Raw genomic sequence first — 18,814 nt, forward strand, 5'->3', positions numbered from 1 at the left:
CAAAAGCCAGCAGATGCAACGAGTTCGGCGAAACACCTGCAGGCTCTTGGCTCATAATTCACTGACGCTTGCCTTTTATGTGCACTGCTGATGGCTGCACAGAAGCGCACCCCTTGCCCGTTTCACTGTTTTGACTACACTGAAAAACACGCACATAATCCACTAGCATTTGCTTTGGATAACCACTCATGTCAACCCCTTTGTCATTGACATTGGCGGGCCAATTACCCCCAACTGCAAAGTTGAGTAATAAATGAAAACGCTGATCAAAAGGGGCAAAACCGCTGTTTTCTACAAATGAGCCATCGGCTTGCTGTGATGTTGAATACCACTGGTCATGGCGAAACGTTGCATAGTGCACATTATCAACATACCAACGAATTTCATCTTGCTGCCATTCAAGCGCATAAACATGAAAATTATCAGCGGGGTTATCTGCATCACTAAAACGATAAGGCGTGCCACTGTAAACATTTTCAGGAGCAGGTCCACCGTAATGCAAGGTGCCATGCACGCGTGTTTCCAAGCTACCAGCTGGGGCTGTTTTATCATCGGTTTGAGTGTTTAAATTAACCGCTTCCATAATGTCAATTTCGCCTGATGACGCCCAGCGACCATAGTGCCAATCCGTAGGCAGCATCCAAATAGCAGGCCACGCCCCTTGTCCTGCTGGCAATTTAGCGCGAACTTCAAAGCGTCCATAGCGCCAATCACCTAAGTGCTTAGTACGAAGCCGTGCCGACGTAAAAGGCTGAGTAGCCAGCAACGCTCTTTCAGCATCGCGAGTAACTTCATCTGCGTTATGTAAAGGCCCAGTGTATTGCTCTTTACGCGCAACAATATGCAACAAGCCAGATTCAACAAAGCTGTTTTCGCTTCGGGCGGTATAGCATTGCTGCTCATCATTACCACCACCACGGCAATTAACTTCGTGCTGCCACTTAGTTGGGTCAATGGTGTTTTGTTCAAACTCATCGTGCCAAACAAGCTGCCAGCCTTCACCTAGGCTGGCTTTAATGGGTTCTGCTGTTTGCTGGCAGGCACTCAATGCGCCTGTTAGCAAAATAACAGCATAGGTTCTTACTGACATGAAATTGTTGAGTCCTGTGCGTGTGAACTGCTCACACTAAGTTTAGCAACAGATACATGCCACGCACCGTCAGTTGCAAGCTGCCATGGTGAGAATATTTGTCCAAGGTTAACGCCTTGCTCAACAAAACAGTTCAAATCAACCGTGAGTGTTTGCCACTCAGACGTGCGTGTTAGCTGTTTGCTAATATCAAATTGACCGTCACAATTTTCACCACACTGCATCCCTAACATCAATGGTGCATCTGCTGCTTGGTCTATCTTAATTTGCATTTCAAGCTGACCCGCTTTTTCAACATATGAACGCAAATCTGACGGGAACGCAGCCATTAAACGTACCGCAGCAGGCTCTTTACCATTAAAGGTAATCGCACGCGCGTCTTCTTGTACGTCTTTATCAAAGGTTTTTACGCTTACCGCATTGAGTGATGCACGGCTACTTGTCATTGTTTGTTGCTCATTGCCACTTTGCAGTTGCAATGACCAAGGGGCTTTTACTGCGCGTTCAAATAACACTAAATCTTCTAATTTAGTGGCCACGTCAGATACCTCGTTTAGTTCATCAGTTAAGGTATTGGCATCTTGGTAGGTTAAGCCAAAGCCATACGGCAGCAGAGGTGCGTAGTTTTTATCGCCACGATTATAATTTTCTACCGGATTATTTGGCCAAGAGAACGATAATTTCCCTTTAAAATCATGATTAATTGAACCGTCAGCCTGTTTAAAGATGACATCGCTAATGGCATCACCTTCACTGCCTACAAGCCAAGTTGCTACAAACGCATCACTGGCATTAAGCTCAGCATTCACCCACATTGGGCGACCACTAATAAACAGAGATACCACTGGAATTCCGGCTTGTTTCAGCTTTTTAAGTAAGGCTAAATCTGATTTATTACCACGCTGATATTCAAGGTTATCTAGGTCACCATTGCCTTCTGCATATGGTTGTTCACCAAACACCACAATGGCCACATCAGGTTTTGTTGTATATTCACCGTTTAAATCGTATTGAACCTGTCCACCGGCTTGCTCAACCGTGTGTTTAATACCATCGTAAATTGATGATCCACCCGGAAAATCACTGTTTTCATTACCAGTGCCTTGCCACGTAATTGTCCAGCCACCCGACTGCATACCAATGTTGTCAGCACCCAGACCCGCGACAAGTACATTTGCTTTAGGCGATAATGGCAACAGCTGTTGCTTATTCTTTAATAACACTAACGATTCACGCACCGCTTGCTTGGCAATTGCACGATGCTCTGCACTGCCAATGATGTCTGTTTTGCCTGAAAGCGGACGGTTTGCCGGGCTTGGTTTATCGAATAAACCGGCACGCATTTTAACGCGCAGAATACGCGTTACTGCATCATCAATTCGGCTTTGGGCAATGTCGCCACTGTTAACTTGTTTGATTAAATTTTCATACAATGGCTTCCACGCATCTGTTGGTACCATGTAAACATCAAGACCCGCATTCGCAGCTTGCGCACAATTTCCATTTGTACAACCCGGAATTTGACCGTGACCATTCCAGTCTCCAACAACAAAGCCATCAAAGCCCATTTTACCTTTTAACACATCGGTAAGTAGGTACTTACTGCCGTGAATTTTCTCTCCATGCCAGCTATTAAACGACGCCATCACCGTTTGTGCGCCGGCACCTAGTCCACCAACGTAGCCTTGGGCATGAATATCAAATAACTCTTGCTCAGATGCCGTGTTATTACCTTGATCGTCACCCCCTTCAGTCCCTCCATCACCTAAAAAGTGCTTAACGGTACTGATCACGCGCTTATCCGATAAAAAGTCTTCATCAACTGCGCCTTGTAACCCTTTTACAATTGCTGCTGAGTAAGCTTTAACGATTTCAGGGTCTTCAGAATAGCCTTCATATGTACGTCCCCAGCGATCATCACGAACCACGGCAACGGTCGGTGCAAACACCCAGTCGATACCCGTTACCATCACTTCTTGTGCGGTTGCCGCTGCAATTTTCTCAATTAAGGCGGGGTTGTTTGTCGCCCCTAAGCCAATGTTGTGTGGGAATAAGGTCGCCCCAATTACGTTATTGTGACCATGCACAGCATCGGTGCCCCACATAGTAGGGATTTTGCTGCCATCAAGTGAATCGTCAATTGATGCTTGATACATTTTTTCAGCTAAGTCTATCCAATCAGCGGCGCTGGCGTGTTTATCATTATTAGGGAATGCGCCTCCACCATTTAGGTAAGAACCAAACCCGTATTTACGCATATCTTCAACCGTAATATCTCGAATTTCAGGTTGAATCATCTGCGCCACTTTTTGCTCAAGCGTCATGTCTGCCAAAAGAGCAGCTATTTGCGCTTCCATTTCTGGGTCTGCGTTAATGCCCGTTTCGATACGAGGCCAGATTTCATTCTCAGCGTTCATTTTTGCCACCTTATCTTGCCCTGTACAGCCAAGAATGCTGATGCTGGCAATCATTATCGAACACAGCGTTAATGGTTTTTTTATTGTCATAGTCTGCACCTTTAAGAATGACGGTTCTGAGACACTACTTTTGAGCCAGAAAGCGCAAAGTAAGTAATATATAAATAACAAGCGATTGGCAGTAGTAACGCGAGCTGTACACCGATTGAATCAGCCAGCATACCTTGCATAAGCGGTATAATGGCGCCGCCAACAATCGCTAAACATAAAATACCTGACCCCTTTGAGGTGTATTTACCCAGACCATGCAGTGCCAAGCTAAAAATGGTTGGGAACATAATTGAATTACATAACCCAACCAGTAAAATCGCCCACATTGCAAGGCTGCCCTCGCCGGTCATTGCAACAATAATCAATACAACAGCCAGTAATCCATGACACGCAAGCACTTTACCTGCATTGAACTTTTGCATTACCAGCGCGCCGATAAAGCGGCCGATCATGGCGCCAGCAAAATAGTAGCTAATGTAATGAGCGGCTTCTTTATCAGTTAAGCCTGCAATGTTATCAAGGGTTAAAAAGCCGACTAAAAAGCTGCCAATGGCGACTTCAGCACCGACATAAACAAAAATACCCACAGCACCAAGAATCAAATGGCGATACTGCCAAACGCTGCCTAAATCAACAAAGTCTTCAAGGTCTTGATGCTCCGCTTCGTTATCAGCTTCTCTGCCTAACTTAGGTAATTTTAAGAATGCAAAAATGAGGGCAAGAACCAGCAAACTGGCAGACAACATTAAATAAGGAAACTTCACTTGTTCCGCAGTCGCATGACTCACTTCCGTTAAAATTAACCACCCACCGAAAATAGGTGCAACCGTGGTGCCTAGCGAGTTGAATGCCTGGGTCATTGTTAAACGTGAAGACGCGGTTTTTTGTGGTCCAAGTACACTGACATACGGATTAGCAGAGACTTGTAAAATAGTGATGCCTGATGCAAGCACAAACAAGGCAAGTAAAAACAACTCATACACATGTGCGACAGCCGCAGGGTAAAACAGTGCGCATCCAATTGCTGCTACAACCAGCCCTACAACAATACCAAACTGATAACCAATACGACTTACAAGCTTACCGGCGGGAATAGACATCACAAAGTACGCGCCAAAAAAGCAAAACTGAATCAGCATCGCTTGCGTGTAGTTAAGTGAAAACATGCCTTTTAGATACGGGATCAGAATGTCGTTTAAACACGTGATGAATCCCCACATAAAAAACAAAGTGGTTAATGATGCCAGTGCAAAAGTTTGCTTGGGCATCGCCACTTGACTTGATGTTGCCGCAACAGGCGTTGAAACATGAGCCATAATTTTATTCTCTAGTTATTTATATTTATCAGTTTGTTACAGCAAATATAGTGCTTTTTCATGGTTAAAGAAAAAACAAAAAAGTGTTGCAACATAAAATGTAAGCGCTTACATTTATAACATATAAATCATATTAAGCAATTTATTTGCAGAAAAACTGTAAGCGCTTACAACTGACTACTATGCTGTATGCCAGCCGCCTTACACAATCAATGCGAAGGAAGACTATCCACTGTGTTTAAAACTATTTCTCTTTTGCCCGACTCGTATTTACTCAAGCCCGAGTTTACCTTTGGTGTTGCTACTGCCTCATTTCAAATTGAAGGCGCACGGGATACACGCTTAGCGTGTATTTGGGACTCTTTTTGCGAAAAACCTTCCGCCATTGCCGATAACAGTAACGGTGATATAGCGTGCGATCATGTTACACATTGGCGACACGATATTGAGATGATTGCTGATTTAGCCGTTGATGCCTATCGTTTATCTATTTCATGGCCTCGGGTAATCAACGAGGATGGCTCTGTAAACTCACAAGGCATGGCATTTTATACTGAGTTACTCAGCGCACTTAAAGCACGCAATATCAAAACATATGTCACCTTATACCACTGGGATTTACCCCAGCACCTTGAAGACAAAGGGGGCTGGCTGAATCGCGAAACAGCCTACAAGTTCCAGGACTATGCCGACAAAGTCAGTCGTCACTTAGGTGACTTGGTTGACTCTTTTGCCACGTTGAACGAACCGTTTTGTAGTGCGTATTTAGGCTACGAAATTGGTGTGCATGCACCGGGCATAAAAAGCCAGCAAGCAGGTCGTCAAGCGGCTCATCATCTATTACTGGCTCATGGTTTGGCTATGCAAGTATTACGAAAAAACTGCCCTAATACCGAGGCAGGTATCGTATTAAACTTCAGTCCAACCTACCCACTGACAGAGAATGATTGCAACGCAGCAAAGCTTGCTGACCAATACCATAATCAGTGGTACATTAAAGCGGTTTTAGAGGGATGCTATCCCCCGCTTTTTGATGACTTAGCGGCGGATGTAAAACCCATTATCGAAGCCGATGATATGGCAATTATTAGTCAATCTGTCGACTTTATTGGCGTTAATTACTATACCCGCATACACTACAAAAGCACGCCTGATGGCTGGTTTGAAGAAGCCCCGCTGACCGATGTGCGTGTCACCGATATGGGCTGGGAAGTTTACCCAGAAGGCCTAACTGAGCTGCTTGTTTCATTACATCAGCACTATAATTTACCCAAAATGTATATCACCGAAAATGGTGCAGCCATGGCTGATAGTTTAGTAGATGGTGAAGTATACGATATTGAACGCGTTGATTATTATCACACTCATTTAAATGCTGTGTGTAATGCAATTCGCCAAGGCGTTAATATTCAAGGCTATTTTGCATGGAGCTTAATGGATAACTTTGAATGGGCATATGGTTATGAAAAACGTTTTGGGTTAGTTTATATCGACTATCAAAGCCAACAACGCATTTTAAAAGAAAGTGCAAAGCAGTATCGCGCACTGTTAAAGCAGCGAAAAAAATAATAACAAACGAGAACACACATGCTGACAACAAAAGAAAAGATAGCTTATGGCTTAGGAGATACAGCGAGTAACATTATCTTTCAAACGGTAATGTTATTTTTAACTTTTTTCTATACCGATATTTTTGGTATCTCGCCAGCAGTTGTCGGCACCCTGTTCTTAGTGGTAAGAGTCGTTGATGCGATTACCGATCCACTTATGGGCGCATTAACCGACTCGACACGCACTAAATATGGCAGTTACCGGCCTTATTTGCTGTGGCTGGCTGTGCCATTTGGGGTGATTAGTATGATCACCTTCACAACCCCCGATTTACCCGAGTCGGGCAAGGTCATTTACGCCTTTATCACCTACACACTCCTTATGCTTGTGTATACCGCTATCAATATCCCTTACTCTGCTTTAGGGGGCGTATTAAGCCCAGACCCTAAGCAACGCGTATCTATACAGTCTTATCGATTTGTATTCGGTATGTTAGGAGGATTGATTGTCAGTGCCTGTACTTTACCGCTAGTAAATTGGTTAGGTAAAGGTGATAACGCCCTAGGTTATCAGCTTACTATGGCACTGATGAGTGGCTTGGGTGTGGTGTTATTTTTAATCTGTTTTCGCTTTACCAAAGAGCGTGTTATAGCCGAGCATAACAGCTCTCTGAGCTGGAAAAGCCGCATGAGCACCTTATTGCAAAACGGCCCGTTTAAGGTACTTTGTTTTGCCGCCGTTATGCTTTTAACCAGTATGGTACTTCGTACTACCTTGGCAATTTATTACGTCAAGTATGTTCTTGGCGAAGCTGAACTGGTCACTTACTTTATTACAATTGGCATGATAGGTAATATTTTAGGCTGTGCTTGTGCGCAACCACTCAGTAAACGTGTCGATAAAAAAACGGCCTATATTCGCTTACAATACATCTCGGCCATCATTAGTTGCGTGGCATTTTGGTTACCGAGCGAACAGTTAGCACTTGCCTTTATTATTTACTTTTTATGGTGCTTTTTCACCCAAATGGCCACCCCGTTACTGTGGGCCAAAATGGCCGACACGATTGACTATGGTCAATGGAAAACCGGTGAGCGATTAACCGGCCTAGTGTATGCCAGTGTGGTGTTTTTCATTAAGCTTGGCCTTGCTTTGGGTGGGGCTATTGCTGGCTGGTTACTCGCATTTTACGGTTACGAAGCAAACACAACGCTGAGTAATCAAACACTGTCGGGAATTTTGATTTCATTTACGCTATACCCTGCAATTGGCAGCGTGCTTGTCGCCTTAATCATGAAAAGGTATATTCTCGATAATAAAACAGTTGAGCAGATCAGTGCTGACTTGTCACTGAAAAATCATCCATAATTTGGGTTTTAAAAAGGAATAACATGGCCACCATTTACGAGGTGTCGAAACTAGCGGGTGTATCACTTGCGACTGTTTCAAGAGTAATGAATAACAACGCTAATGTTAGTGATGCCACTCGCAAAAAAGTTACCGCAGCGATGGATGAACTTGGTTATAGACCTAACTCAATCGCTCAATCATTAGCGTCGAATTGCTCAAACAGTGTTGGCCTTTTGGTATCTGAATTACATGGTCCCTTTTATGGACCGATGATGAGCGGTATAGAAAATACTTTTCGCAATCAAAAAAAGCACTTAATTATCGCCGCAGGCCACAGTAATGAAGAGCGTGAAAAACAAGGCATTGAATTCCTTATTAGTCGTAATTGTGACGGGCTTATTTTACATGTTGAAGCCGTAAGTGATGACTACCTTATAAAACTCAGTAAAAGCCAAGTACCCTTTGTGCTAATCAATCGCTTTATTAGTGAATTAAGCGATCGGTGCATTATTTTAAACAATATTAAAGGTGGCTACCTTGCAACGAAACATGTGCTTGAACAAGGCCATAAACAGATTGCATATATTAGTGGTCCACTTTGGAAAAAAGACGCGCAAGACCGTCTTGAAGGCCATAAAAAAGCACTCGCAGAGTATGGGTTACCCTTTGATGAACAATTACTTTATCAAGGTGACTTTATGGAAGCCAGCGGGTTTACAGGCCTAAAAACGCTTTATCAACACGCTAAGCCGTTTAGTGCGGTTATTTGTGCCAATGACGAGATGGCAACCGGTGCTATGGCGAGCGCCAGAGAGCTCGGTCTCACACTCCCTGATCAACTTTCTATAATGGGTTACGATAATGTGTTTTTTACACGCCATGTTTACCCCCCTCTCAGTACCATAAACTACCCTATTAACGAAATGGGCAAAATGGCGGCAGATTGGGTGTTGAGCCACGTTTATCAAAAGCAAACGGCTCCTTTGCAAACCGTATTTGAACCTGAGCTGGTTGTAAGGCAGTCGATAACAACTAACCCTCAATAAGCTGGGTTAACAAGCCTAAGTTAATCGGCTTTAACAGCACTTGATCAATATCTAACTGTTCAATTTTTTCTGGTTCTGGCTCAGCCCCACTGACAATAACTAACGTTAAGTTGGGGTAAAGCTGTTTAACTTCGCGTGCTAAATCAAGTCCTTCACCATCAGGTAGGTGCATATCAAGTAACACTTTATCGAAGTGTTGGTCCGTGTGTAAGGTTTGTAGGCACGCCTTATAACTGGCTGCAATCACCGTTTCGACACCCAAGCTTTCTAACAATAGCTGCGTAATTTGCGCGGCATCACTATCATCTTCCACCAGCAAGTAGCGCGTACTTTGTTGTGTTATGGCGGGGCAATCATCACGTGCCACGACGGGGTCGGTTTTTCCTTGGCAAATATAATGGTTAAGCACATGGTAAAGTAGACCTGAATCAAGGGGTTTCGCTATCATGTCATTAAAGCCAAGCGCGGTAAGTTCGCTTTTAACGCCTTTCATTGTGGCGGCTGTTAACGCAATAATAGGACCTTGGTAACCCATTTTTCTGAGCTCTATGGTTGCTTCTTTGCCGCCCATAACAGGCATGTGCAAATCGATAAAAACAATATCAAACGTCTTACCATTTTTTTCAGCAGCGGCCACTTTTTCAATCGCTTGTTTGCCGTTTTCAGCGTATTCAACATCAGCCCCTGTGCTGGCGATCATATGGCCCACTAAAATACGCAAATCTTTTAAATCATCTACAACTAACACACGGCCATGGGTGGTCAAGGTCGTTAACTTTTGTTGGTAATCTGGATTCGAATCAAAGCGAAGTCGTTGGCGTTCAACATCGCGAATATTGCCAGGGTAAATCGACAAGGTGAACTCAGACCCGACTCCCTGAGTTGACTCCAAACTGATTGACCCCTGCATACGCGTTAACAGCTCAGAACAAATAGCAAGGCCTAGGCCTGCTCCGCCCACATCGCGTGATTCAACATCGGCAATTTGTTCAAACGGTTTAAAGATAATAGCTTGCTTTTCTGGTGCAATACCCAGCCCTGTATCTTTAATACTAAAAAACAGCATTTCGCGCTCATTAACCCACGCAGTCCATGCGCGCACGACAATTTCACCGTGGTTCGTAAACTTAATCGCGTTATTAATAATATTAATTAAAATCTGTCGTAAGCGCGTGGCGTCTGAATTAATGATCAAAGGCAGGGCTTGCTGCGATTCAAATCGCAATGATAACCCCTTATCAATCGCAGATACCCGCATCAGCGTGTACACATCAGCCATCAAGCTATCAAGGTTTACATCACTGCAGTTCAACTCAAGTTTATCTGCAGCAATTTTAGACAAATCAAGTACATCGTTTAACAAACTCAAAAGATGCTTACCGTTTCTGTAAATCACCCCGAGCTCATTCTGCGCATGCTGGTTTTTTTCACTTTGCATTAATAGCTCAGTGTAGCCAAGAATTGACGACAAAGGGGTGCGTAACTCATGACTCAAGTGCGCTAAAAAACGGTCTTTCGAGCGGTTTTCAGCTTCGGCTTTTAAACGCTCAACACGCTCATCTTCGACTTCTCGTCGCGCTAGTGCGTAACGTATCGCGCGCGCAAAACGCCCTGAGCTCATTTCGCTTTTGACTAAGTAGTCAACAGCTCCCGCATCGAGCGCTGCGGAATCAAGCATTTCGTCAGACTGCCCCGTAAGCATAATTATCGGGCCGCGAAAACCATTCGCAACAGCCCGTTTTAGCACTTCTAATCCGTCCGATGCCCCTAAGCGATAATCTAACAAACAAATATCATGTTTGTTCTCACTCAGTACACCAATCGCCTGCTCAGGGCAGCTTAACCATTCAACATCAAATGTATGGGAACCCAGTTGCTCTAAGTAATCACAGGTCAGAATATAATCATCTTCATCGTCTTCTACTAACAGTAATCGGGTTACCTTATCTAACATTGCTTATCCTTTAATCATTATTTGATGGCGGTAGTTCAACAAACTCGACCCAGTATTTTCCTAAGGTTTTCATGAGCTCGACTAATCCATCAAAAGTAACCGGTTTGGTGATATAAGAGGCTGCACCTAAGTCGTAGCCTTTGATCATATCTTCCTCTTGCTTTGATGTAGTAAGAATAACAACCGGAATCCCTTTTAAATTAGGGTTAGACTTAATCGCTTGTAACGCTTCACGTCCATCCATGCGAGGCATATTTAAATCAAGCAATATGAGCCCTGGACGCGGCGAGTTTTCCTTCTCACTGAACTTGCCTTTTCGTTCAAGGTATTCAAGTAGCTCAACACCATCTTCAACAAAAAACAGCTCATTGAGTACGCGACTTTCAGCTAAAGCGTCTTGGGTTAATAAACGATCGTCTTCATCGTCATCTGCCATTAAAATGGTTATGGGTTTTACTTTATTAAGTGGCATCTAAGCCTCTCCTTGCAATGTGAAAAGTGATGTTTCCACAGGTAGTTTAATAGTGAAGCTTGCACCCTCACCCACTTGACTGGTTGCTGTAATTTCACCACCGTGGCGTTCTACGATTCGTCGGCATACAGACAAGCCAATTCCAGTGCCTTTGTATTGCGAACGACCATGAAGGCGCTGAAATGGAACAAATATTTTTTCTAAGTACTCTTCAGAGAAGCCAATACCGTTATCTGAAATAGTAATAATTTCCCACGCAACATCGCTGTTGTGTGCAGGGCTAAACTCTTCAGTCCGTTGATAGGAAATGGTAATGATAGGTGGCACATTTTCACGTCTAAATTTAACGGCATTAGAAAGAATATTTAAAAACAGTTGCAGCATCTGACTCGGATCAGCTTGAATATGCGGTAACGTATCTAAGTTTACCGTTGCCTCTGACTCTTTAATGGCAATCTCAAGGTCATCTAACACTTCATGAACGACCTCGTTAAGGTCTGTATCAATAAAGTCTTTGCCACGGGTTGTAACTCGCGAAAACTCTAATAAGTCATTAATCAAATTAGACATGCGCTGCGCCGCATTTTTCATACGATTAATATAATCGAGGCCTTTTTCACCCAAATCGTCTTTGAACATACTTTCGAGCCGATCACTAAACGCCTGAATTTTCCTCAGAGGCTCTTGTAAATCATGGCTGGCGACAAACGCAAACTCTTCTAGCTCTCGGTTCGAGCGACTTAATTCGTCTGAATAAATGGTTAACTCTTGGGTACGTTCTGACACTTTAGCGGCCAATGTTTCATTTTGCACTTCTAAATCTGCACGGTATTTTGCTGCATTAAGTGAGTTGATCCGCGTCAAAATAAACATGCCAATGATCAATAGCGTACTGGTCACCGCAGTGATCACAAAAGTCAGTTTTGCGTCGTTTTTGATTTGCGATAATTTAGCAAACTGTTCGACTTTAAAATTAAGTTCGCGCATATGAATTTCATCAACAGCAGCGCGAATGTCTTTGTAAAGTTCGCGCCCTTTATCTGTTAAAAGCAAACGCCGAGCTTTCACGTTTTTATCGGCCAAAGCAAGATCCGTAATTTGGCTCATTATTGCGATTTTGTCATTCACTAAAAAAATAAACCGCGCAATACGCTCAGCCTGACCGGGTATCTCTGAATGTAAACTTTTAACCAGCATAATTTGCGCTTGCATAGACGCAATCGCATCATTGTATGGCAGCAAATAATCTTCACGGTCTGTCAGTAAATAACCTCGTTGACCCGACTCAGCTTGCACCACCGATAAATGTAATCGTTCAATGGCAGTATTTAGCGAATTGGTGTTATCAAGACTATTTTGTGTCTCTGTCAGTGAGCGAATCGTATTTACTGCCAAAATGGCATTGGCTATCACAATACACAGAACAATCGCTATAAAGCCTGCCCAATTTAATGTGATTTTTCCCTTTTGTTTATGCATTTTCTTCCCAATGGCTTATTCGTTAATCGCTGGTATGCGTATCACTAATTTGCTGAAGTTGCTCACTACATTGCTGGCAATTGGCGATAATCTTATCAAGCGCGGCCAATGCTTTTTCTTTAGGCATATCGTTTTCTAATACGAGCTTAACTAACTCTGCATTCATTGAAATACGGTTAAGTGGTGCGCGAGCATCGTGTACCAACTGACGTAAAGACTCGTGATTATTCATTTTTTATCCTTTTTTTATTTGTATTCTCCGATGCCGCCATAAGCATTTAAACGGTTATAGAGTGTTTTAGTACTGATCCCCAGCATTTGTGCTGCGATGGTTTTATTACCTTGTACTTTATCCAAGGTTGCGTGGATCAGCTCTTTTTCGACTTCTTCTATGGTTTGTCCGGCCATAACCTGGCTGGTCTGTGTTTCTTTATTGACGCGAGAAAATGGTGATTCGAGCGATTCAGGTAAAGTAATAGCACTGCCTTTAGGGTCGCTCATTATAAAAGCACGGTGAATAGCATGGCGAAGCTCTCGCACATTACCGGGCCAATCATGACTTTCAAGTTCTTTTAGCTGACTTGCTTGCCATTTAAAGTCTGTGCCATTTTCTTCGTTTAGTTGCTCTAAAAATGCGTTCGCAAGTAGCGGGATATCTTCTTTGCGCTCACGTAGCGCAGGAATATCAATCGGAAAAACAGCTAAGCGAAAATAGATATCTTCACGGATCACGTTGTTCTGCGCAAGGTCATCCAACGTCCTGTTGGTTGCTGAAATCACACGGCAGTTCACCGCTTGCTCTTTTGTCCCCCCGACACGGGTCACTCGTTTATTTTCGAGGACACGCAATAAATTTGGTTGCATATCAATGGGCATTTCGGTGACTTCGTCTAAAAATAACGTACCACCAGCAGCTTGCTCAAACACCCCTTCTTTGCGTGCAACAGCCCCTGTGAAAGCGCCTTTTTCGTGGCCAAATAATTCGCTGCCAATCAACTCTTTAGAAAATGCACCGCAGTTTGTGGCAACAAGTGGGCCATCGCAGGCTGTCGCATTGTGAATCGCTTGTGCGACGACTTCTTTACCGGCACCACTTTCCCCCATGAGCATGACATTGGCAGAGGTTGCTGCGACACGTTCAATCATGGTGTAAAGCTTATGCATAACATCAGATTCACCAATGAGCGTGCCAAAATGACGTTTAATACTCGGTGCAGACTTTTTCTTTGTATTTGCTTTTTTAGGGTTGAGAACCCTTTCGATGTCTTCGCGCTGAAGGGGTTTAACTAAGTGCCCTACATTCGCCTCACACATTTCTGCTAATTTCCCCTTCACCGAAGGGTGGCCAGAAATGAGAGTCACTCGCGGGGATTGACCAATTTTTTTAAGGTGTTCAAGTAGGTGCAGACCACTGCCATCTGGTAACATAAAATCTAAAAAGACGTGGTCGAATGTATTGTTTTCGAACCATTGCTCTGCTTCTGCAAGGTTTGCAGCTGTATTTATATTATGCCCGAGGAATTCTACAATGTGACACACGACATCACTAAACTCACTGTCATCATCAACTAAAAGCACATTTAACATATTCTTTCCCTAAGCCTTTTTTTACCATTCTACGCACAGTTTTTCCGAAAATAAAACAACGAGCGTTAGGTAGCTAAGTTATTATTAATTACAACTATATTATCGCATTAAGTTTCAATTTGGGGTAATTATAATGAATTAAATATTCATAACACGTTATCATAACTCACCAAATATTAAGCTAAGCTGTACTTTAGCGAAGTTGCTACGTTGTAATTAAATGAAATTATTAAGAAAAGTTATTCATCCAAGCCTAAGTAATGATTATGGTTCGGTATTTATTCGCAACACCGCGCGTGCAATAGTGCTAAAAGGTGAACACATACTGCTTTTATACACCGCACGCTATGATGACTATAGTCTACCGGGTGGTGGGGTCGATAACGGTGAAAGTATTGAACAAGGCCTGTACAGAGAGCTTTCAGAAGAAACCGGTGCACAACAGATAAACATAACGCACCCACTAGGCTTATACGAAGAAATTAGGCCGTGGTATAAAGATGATTTTGATTGTGTGCATATTAAATCTTACTGCTACTTTTGCGAGATCAACGGTGAGCTAGCCGCGCCCAAAATGGAGCACTACGAAGTACAAAATGGCATGCAACCAAAGTGGATTAATATTTATGACGCCATCGCTCATAACGAGACCACCTTGGCTATGAGCGAAAAACAAGGTTTATCTATTCAACGAGAAACCTACTTACTCAAGCGGATTGCTAACACGCTTTGAGGTTTTTTCGATGGAAAAGCACGGTATGCCTATAATGCCGTGCTAATACCTTACTGATACTCATACAGCTTTAGGCGGCGCATAATAGCGCCATATTCCGACTAAATTACTCAATAAAAATACCGTTTCCATCACCACTGCGACTGGCGAAAACAAGAGCGCGTTATGTGTTATCCAACATAGCGTACCTACCACCATCATCAGCCGTAATGATAAGTCTTTACTTTGGAACGAAGCATAAGTCTGAATTAAGGTTGCGGCGAGGGCTATAACACTCACCCAGTTATACCAAGTCAGGCTTACAGCAGTCATACTCAGCAACATGAAAACAACCATCATCTTGGTTTTACGGGCAAAAATACAATATACGTAGCGCACTGCGGCTATGAGCATTAAGCTTGCGGCACTTAAATTATCAAGTAGCAAAAAGTGCACAGAAGTGAGCAACACAGAACTAAACAAACAGGCTAAAATAAACTGCCTTTGCTTAAATTGAAATGACGCTAAATCGAGTAATGTGGCAATAGCGACCAAGCATTGCGATAAAATAAACATACCAACTCCTGAAAAATCAGCAGTGTAATGTTCCTTAAAATCGCGCACATTAACTTAAGTTAAGGCGCCCTCTAATTCGCGATAATGAAATAGCTGAAATACCTAAATACATTGCGACCTCATTTAAACTCAATTGTGCGAGCCAATGCGGTTTGTTATCCAGCAAATATTTATACCTTTGCTCTGGCGTATTCAGTAATAAAAAGGCTTCTTTTGCCTCTTTAAATAATAGCTGTTGAGTGATTAATTTATGCTTCATTGCTTGCCAATCTGGGTTATCAAATAAAGTCAGTGGCACCTTGATAAGCTCAGCGTCCCGCATTACTTTAAGTTGGTAAAACGCATTAGTTTCGGTTAGCCAGTTGCCATAAAGCAGTGCAAACTCATCCTGAAAGTAAAACTCTTTGCACTTTTGAGCGCCCTGCTCTGATACATGTAATGCGCCAAGTACTCCAGATACAATTAAATACCCCGCTTGTTGTTGCTCACCTTGCTGTAGCAGCACATGCTCTTTAGCGTATCGCTTGAGTGCAATTATGCCCGCAAGCTTATTACGAAACTCATTAGCAAGGTGATGGTAACTATCACCCAAGGGCAGTAACTGAGTATCCGTCAAGATTGCCATCCTTGCATTAATAGCGCGGTTATTTGTTTGGCGTTAATGCCTTCTCTGGCTTTGAAACGCTCACCACACCACAGCGGTGAAAAACCACTGCTTCCTTGTGCTTCTGCTTTTAAGCGCAGTGCTGTTAAGGCTATCGAGGCATAAGGAAAAGCAGGCGCTTGCGTTGGCATTGCGCCAAGCTCTTGCATAATTCTGTTTCGTATCCCGCGCGCAGGACGACCCGAGAAAAGAGTGGTGAGCTCAGTATTATTTGCCGCTGTCGTTTTTAATGCTTCACGGTGTAATGCGCTTGTCGTTGCTTCTTCACATAACAAGTAGGCACTGCCAACTTGTACTGCCGCCACGTTGAGCTCTTTAAACATTTTTACCTGTTCTGGCGTACTAATGCCCCCAGCCGCAATTATCGGTATATCCAAACATAAACAATCATGAACGAGCTGTTCTGTGCTGGGCTGTGACGATAAATCCATCGATAAAAAGCATCCTCGGTGTCCACCCGCTTCTTTGCCCTGTGCAATGATTGCATCAACACCACGCTCTTTTAACCAACGAGCTTCGTCTAAAGTCGTTGCTGATGACAAAACCTTGCCACCCCATGCTTTGATTTGCGCGATAATTTCTTGATTAGGTAAGCCAAAATGAAAACTAACCACGGGAGGTTTATAAGTCGCAATTGTATCAATTACCTGCTGATCAACGGGCTGTCGTGAGGCTTTGCGACTGAATTGCGATGCATCTATTTCAAACTCAGCAAAATATGGGCTTAATAGTTCATGCCACTGCTGTTGCTCAGCTTCGCTGTACGGGCTGACTTGATGACAAAAGAAGTTTAAATTATATGGCTTATTAGTATGGTGTGTTAAATAGTCCAACTCGTTAATCAGTTGCTCTTTCGAGAGCATGGCACAAGGTAACGACCCCAAACCTCCCGCTTCACACACCGCAACCGCCAGTTGTGCATTTTGCACCCCTGCCATGGGCGCTTGGATAATCGCAAGCTCTGTATTAAACAATGTATTACTCATAGCCTATCCTTGTAAGTTTTGCAGCCTCTTGCAGTTTTTACATATTTCCACACACACAGAAACCAGATAAAAACAAATAAAAGCCAATAAAAACAAAAATCTAAAAAACATTTGAAAAGCTGGTGTTAGCTTTGCACAAGGTCATGTACATTTTGTAAGGAGATAATGATGACTGATACAGTAACTACAATCAATCCAACAAACGAGCAAACTTTAAATACCTACACTCTCTTGTCTTTACAAGAAGCTAAGGCTGAAATAGATAAATGCCATAAAACCTTTTTATCATGGCGCGAGACATCTTTATTAGAGCGAGCTAAATACCTTAATCAACTTGCAAAATTGATTGACGATAATAAACATGAATTAGCACAGTTAATGACTGACGAAATGGGCAAGCTTTATCAACAAGGCTTACAAGAAACGGAACTTTGTGCTGCTATATGTCGCTACACAGCCGACCAAGGCCCTGAGGTCCTCGCCGAAGAAAAACGCGATATGCAAGGTGGCCGCGCCATCATTAGCTACCAACCTATCGGTGTTATCTTAGGTATTCAACCTTGGAACTTCCCTCTTTATCAGGTTATTCGTTATGCCTGTGCTAATGTTATGGCTGGTAACATGACCGTGCTAAAACACGCCGGTAACGTATTTGGAATGGCTGAAAAAATTGAGCAGTTATTTAATGAAGCTGGTTTTCCAACCCATTGCTTTAAAAACTTATTAATCGACGGTAAAACAGCCAGCGAATTAATTGAGCATACCGCTATTCGCGGGGTCACATTTACTGGCAGTGACAGCACGGGTAAAAAAGTGGCAGAGCGTGCCGGTAAGCATGTCAAGAAAACCGTGCTTGAGCTTGGCAGTAATGATGCTTACGTTGTCCTTGATGATGCCGACCTTAATACCGCCATTGAGGCATGTACCCAAGGTCGTCTTATCAATAATGGCCAAACATGTGTCGCGGCGAAACGCTTTGTGGTGGTTGACGCAGTATATAATGACTTTAAAGCACGTATTAAAGAACAGTTTGAGCAAGTAAAACTGGGTGACCCTAATGATGAAAACACAGGGCTTGGGCCAATGGCACGTGAAGATTTACGCGCACAGCTTCACCAACAAGTAAGTGACTCTATTGATGCTGGAGCGAAGGCGATTGTCGGTGGCAGCATGCCAACAGGCACTGGTTTTTACTACCCAGCGACCTTACTTGAAAATGTAAAACCAGGAATGCCAGCCTACGATGATGAGCTATTTGGCCCCGTGGCCTCTCTGATCCGCGCCAAAGATAATGACGACGCGATGCGTATAGCCAACGACTCGCGTTATGGATTAGGAGGAGGTATTTTTTCTAGCAACGAGAAACAGGCTGTTGAACTGGCTAGGCTGCATTTTGATACAGGAATGGTAAATATAAATGGCTATGGACTCGCTCAGCCAAACTTGCCGTTTGGTGGAGTGAAAGACAGCGGCTATGGCCGAGAGCATGGTGGTTTTGGCTTACGCGAATTTGTAAATATTAAAACCATTATGATCAACCAATAATACTCACTGAAAGGGCTC

16 protein-coding genes are annotated in these 18,814 nt (G+C 43.3%); 5 read left to right on the forward strand and 11 right to left on the reverse strand.

Features of this window, described 5'->3' with window-relative positions:
* Positions 1-58: 58 nt before the first annotated feature.
* From BM378_RS07460 to BM378_RS07470, 3 genes are read right to left on the reverse strand one after another with little or no spacing between them, the layout of a single operon-like run.
* Positions 59-1,090, reverse strand: a complete 1,032-nt coding sequence (locus BM378_RS07460; protein ID WP_074988913.1) for a glycoside hydrolase family 16 protein — start codon at positions 1,088-1,090, stop codon at positions 59-61.
* Positions 1,081-3,597, reverse strand: coding sequence for a glycoside hydrolase family 3 protein (locus BM378_RS07465; protein WP_036966252.1), 2,517 nt, complete (start codon positions 3,595-3,597; stop codon positions 1,081-1,083). Before BM378_RS07465 ends, BM378_RS07460 begins: the two co-directional genes overlap by 10 nt.
* Positions 3,598-3,608: 11 nt before the next feature.
* Positions 3,609-4,874, reverse strand: coding sequence for a sugar MFS transporter (locus tag BM378_RS07470; RefSeq protein ID WP_074988914.1), 1,266 nt, complete (start codon positions 4,872-4,874; stop codon positions 3,609-3,611).
* A gap of 234 nt (positions 4,875-5,108) precedes the next feature.
* On the opposite strand from BM378_RS07470, the gene BM378_RS07475 reads away from it, so the two are divergent.
* From BM378_RS07475 to BM378_RS07485, 3 genes are read left to right on the forward strand one after another with little or no spacing between them, the layout of a single operon-like run.
* Positions 5,109-6,443, forward strand: coding sequence for a GH1 family beta-glucosidase (locus tag BM378_RS07475; protein WP_083422887.1), 1,335 nt, complete (start codon positions 5,109-5,111; stop codon positions 6,441-6,443).
* 18 nt (positions 6,444-6,461) lie between these two features.
* Complete coding sequence (locus BM378_RS07480; protein WP_036966243.1) at positions 6,462-7,793, forward strand: glycoside-pentoside-hexuronide (GPH):cation symporter; 1,332 nt, start codon at positions 6,462-6,464, stop codon at positions 7,791-7,793.
* 23 nt (positions 7,794-7,816) lie between these two features.
* On the forward strand, positions 7,817-8,821 hold the full coding sequence (locus BM378_RS07485; protein WP_036966238.1) for a LacI family DNA-binding transcriptional regulator: 1,005 nt from the start codon (positions 7,817-7,819) through the stop codon (positions 8,819-8,821).
* On the opposite strand, the gene BM378_RS07490 is transcribed toward BM378_RS07485, so the two are convergent.
* The 5 genes from BM378_RS07490 to BM378_RS07510 are packed head-to-tail and all read right to left on the reverse strand — an operon-like array spanning position 8,808 to position 14,313.
* Positions 8,808-10,775 (reverse strand): response regulator, encoded by a 1,968-nt coding sequence (locus tag BM378_RS07490; protein ID WP_065979714.1) that lies wholly within the window; start codon positions 10,773-10,775, stop codon positions 8,808-8,810. The genes BM378_RS07485 and BM378_RS07490 overlap by 14 nt on opposite strands.
* Positions 10,776-10,785: 10 nt before the next feature.
* Positions 10,786-11,247, reverse strand: coding sequence for a response regulator (locus tag BM378_RS07495; RefSeq protein ID WP_036966232.1), 462 nt, complete (start codon positions 11,245-11,247; stop codon positions 10,786-10,788).
* Entirely contained in the window at positions 11,248-12,726 is a 1,479-nt protein-coding gene (locus BM378_RS07500; protein WP_036966226.1) for a sensor histidine kinase, read from the reverse strand.
* A 22-nt stretch (positions 12,727-12,748) separates the two neighbouring features.
* Positions 12,749-12,958 carry a histidine kinase gene (locus BM378_RS07505; protein WP_036966223.1) on the reverse strand — a complete coding sequence of 70 codons (210 nt, stop codon included), beginning with the start codon at positions 12,956-12,958 and terminating at the stop codon, positions 12,749-12,751.
* Positions 12,959-12,972: 14 nt separating this feature from the next.
* Entirely contained in the window at positions 12,973-14,313 is a 1,341-nt protein-coding gene (locus BM378_RS07510) for a sigma-54-dependent transcriptional regulator (RefSeq protein ID WP_036966220.1), read from the reverse strand.
* A gap of 220 nt (positions 14,314-14,533) precedes the next feature.
* On the opposite strand from BM378_RS07510, the gene BM378_RS07515 reads away from it, so the two are divergent.
* The gene (locus BM378_RS07515; protein WP_074988916.1) at positions 14,534-15,046 is read left to right on the forward strand and encodes an NUDIX hydrolase; all 513 of its coding nucleotides are present in this window, start codon (positions 14,534-14,536) and stop codon (positions 15,044-15,046) included.
* Between the two features lie 60 nt (positions 15,047-15,106).
* On the opposite strand, the gene BM378_RS07520 is transcribed toward BM378_RS07515, so the two are convergent.
* From BM378_RS07520 to BM378_RS07530, 3 genes are read right to left on the reverse strand one after another with little or no spacing between them, the layout of a single operon-like run.
* Entirely contained in the window at positions 15,107-15,601 is a 495-nt protein-coding gene (locus BM378_RS07520) for a YgjV family protein (protein WP_074988917.1), read from the reverse strand.
* Between the two features lie 49 nt (positions 15,602-15,650).
* Positions 15,651-16,217: a Crp/Fnr family transcriptional regulator gene (locus BM378_RS07525; protein ID WP_036966211.1), complete on the reverse strand. Its 567-nt coding sequence runs from the start codon at positions 16,215-16,217 to the stop codon at positions 15,651-15,653.
* Positions 16,214-17,251: an NAD(P)H-dependent flavin oxidoreductase gene (locus BM378_RS07530; RefSeq protein WP_074988918.1), complete on the reverse strand. Its 1,038-nt coding sequence runs from the start codon at positions 17,249-17,251 to the stop codon at positions 16,214-16,216. Before BM378_RS07530 ends, BM378_RS07525 begins: the two co-directional genes overlap by 4 nt.
* A 168-nt stretch (positions 17,252-17,419) precedes the next feature.
* On the opposite strand from BM378_RS07530, the gene BM378_RS07535 reads away from it, so the two are divergent.
* Positions 17,420-18,796 (forward strand): NAD-dependent succinate-semialdehyde dehydrogenase, encoded by a 1,377-nt coding sequence (locus tag BM378_RS07535; RefSeq protein WP_074988919.1) that lies wholly within the window; start codon positions 17,420-17,422, stop codon positions 18,794-18,796.
* The last annotated feature ends 18 nt before the right edge of the window (positions 18,797-18,814 follow it).

The sequence above is a fragment of the Pseudoalteromonas lipolytica genome (assembly GCF_900116435.1).
GTDB lineage: Bacteria > Pseudomonadota > Gammaproteobacteria > Enterobacterales > Alteromonadaceae > Pseudoalteromonas > Pseudoalteromonas lipolytica.

Bases quoted from the DNA above. Each gene is read 5' to 3' on its own strand.
- BM378_RS07520 (WP_074988917.1), bottom strand. From the start codon at position 15,601: ATGTTTATTTTATCGCAATGCTTGGTCGCTATTGCCACATTACTCGAT.
- BM378_RS07510 (WP_036966220.1), bottom strand. From the start codon at position 14,313: ATGTTAAATGTGCTTTTAGTTGATGATGACAGTGAGTTTAGTGATGTC.
- BM378_RS07495 (WP_036966232.1), bottom strand. From the start codon at position 11,247: ATGCCACTTAATAAAGTAAAACCCATAACCATTTTAATGGCAGATGAC.
- BM378_RS07460 (WP_074988913.1), bottom strand. From the start codon at position 1,090: ATGTCAGTAAGAACCTATGCTGTTATTTTGCTAACAGGCGCATTGAGT.
- BM378_RS07485 (WP_036966238.1), top strand. From the start codon at position 7,817: ATGGCCACCATTTACGAGGTGTCGAAACTAGCGGGTGTATCACTTGCG.
- BM378_RS07500 (WP_036966226.1), bottom strand. From the start codon at position 12,726: ATGCATAAACAAAAGGGAAAAATCACATTAAATTGGGCAGGCTTTATA.
- BM378_RS07515 (WP_074988916.1), top strand. From the start codon at position 14,534: ATGAAATTATTAAGAAAAGTTATTCATCCAAGCCTAAGTAATGATTAT.
- BM378_RS07470 (WP_074988914.1), bottom strand. From the start codon at position 4,874: ATGGCTCATGTTTCAACGCCTGTTGCGGCAACATCAAGTCAAGTGGCG.
- BM378_RS07465 (WP_036966252.1), bottom strand. From the start codon at position 3,597: ATGACAATAAAAAAACCATTAACGCTGTGTTCGATAATGATTGCCAGC.
- BM378_RS07530 (WP_074988918.1), bottom strand. From the start codon at position 17,251: ATGAGTAATACATTGTTTAATACAGAGCTTGCGATTATCCAAGCGCCC.
- BM378_RS07490 (WP_065979714.1), bottom strand. From the start codon at position 10,775: ATGTTAGATAAGGTAACCCGATTACTGTTAGTAGAAGACGATGAAGAT.
- BM378_RS07480 (WP_036966243.1), top strand. From the start codon at position 6,462: ATGCTGACAACAAAAGAAAAGATAGCTTATGGCTTAGGAGATACAGCG.
- BM378_RS07535 (WP_074988919.1), top strand. From the start codon at position 17,420: ATGACTGATACAGTAACTACAATCAATCCAACAAACGAGCAAACTTTA.
- BM378_RS07505 (WP_036966223.1), bottom strand. From the start codon at position 12,958: ATGAATAATCACGAGTCTTTACGTCAGTTGGTACACGATGCTCGCGCA.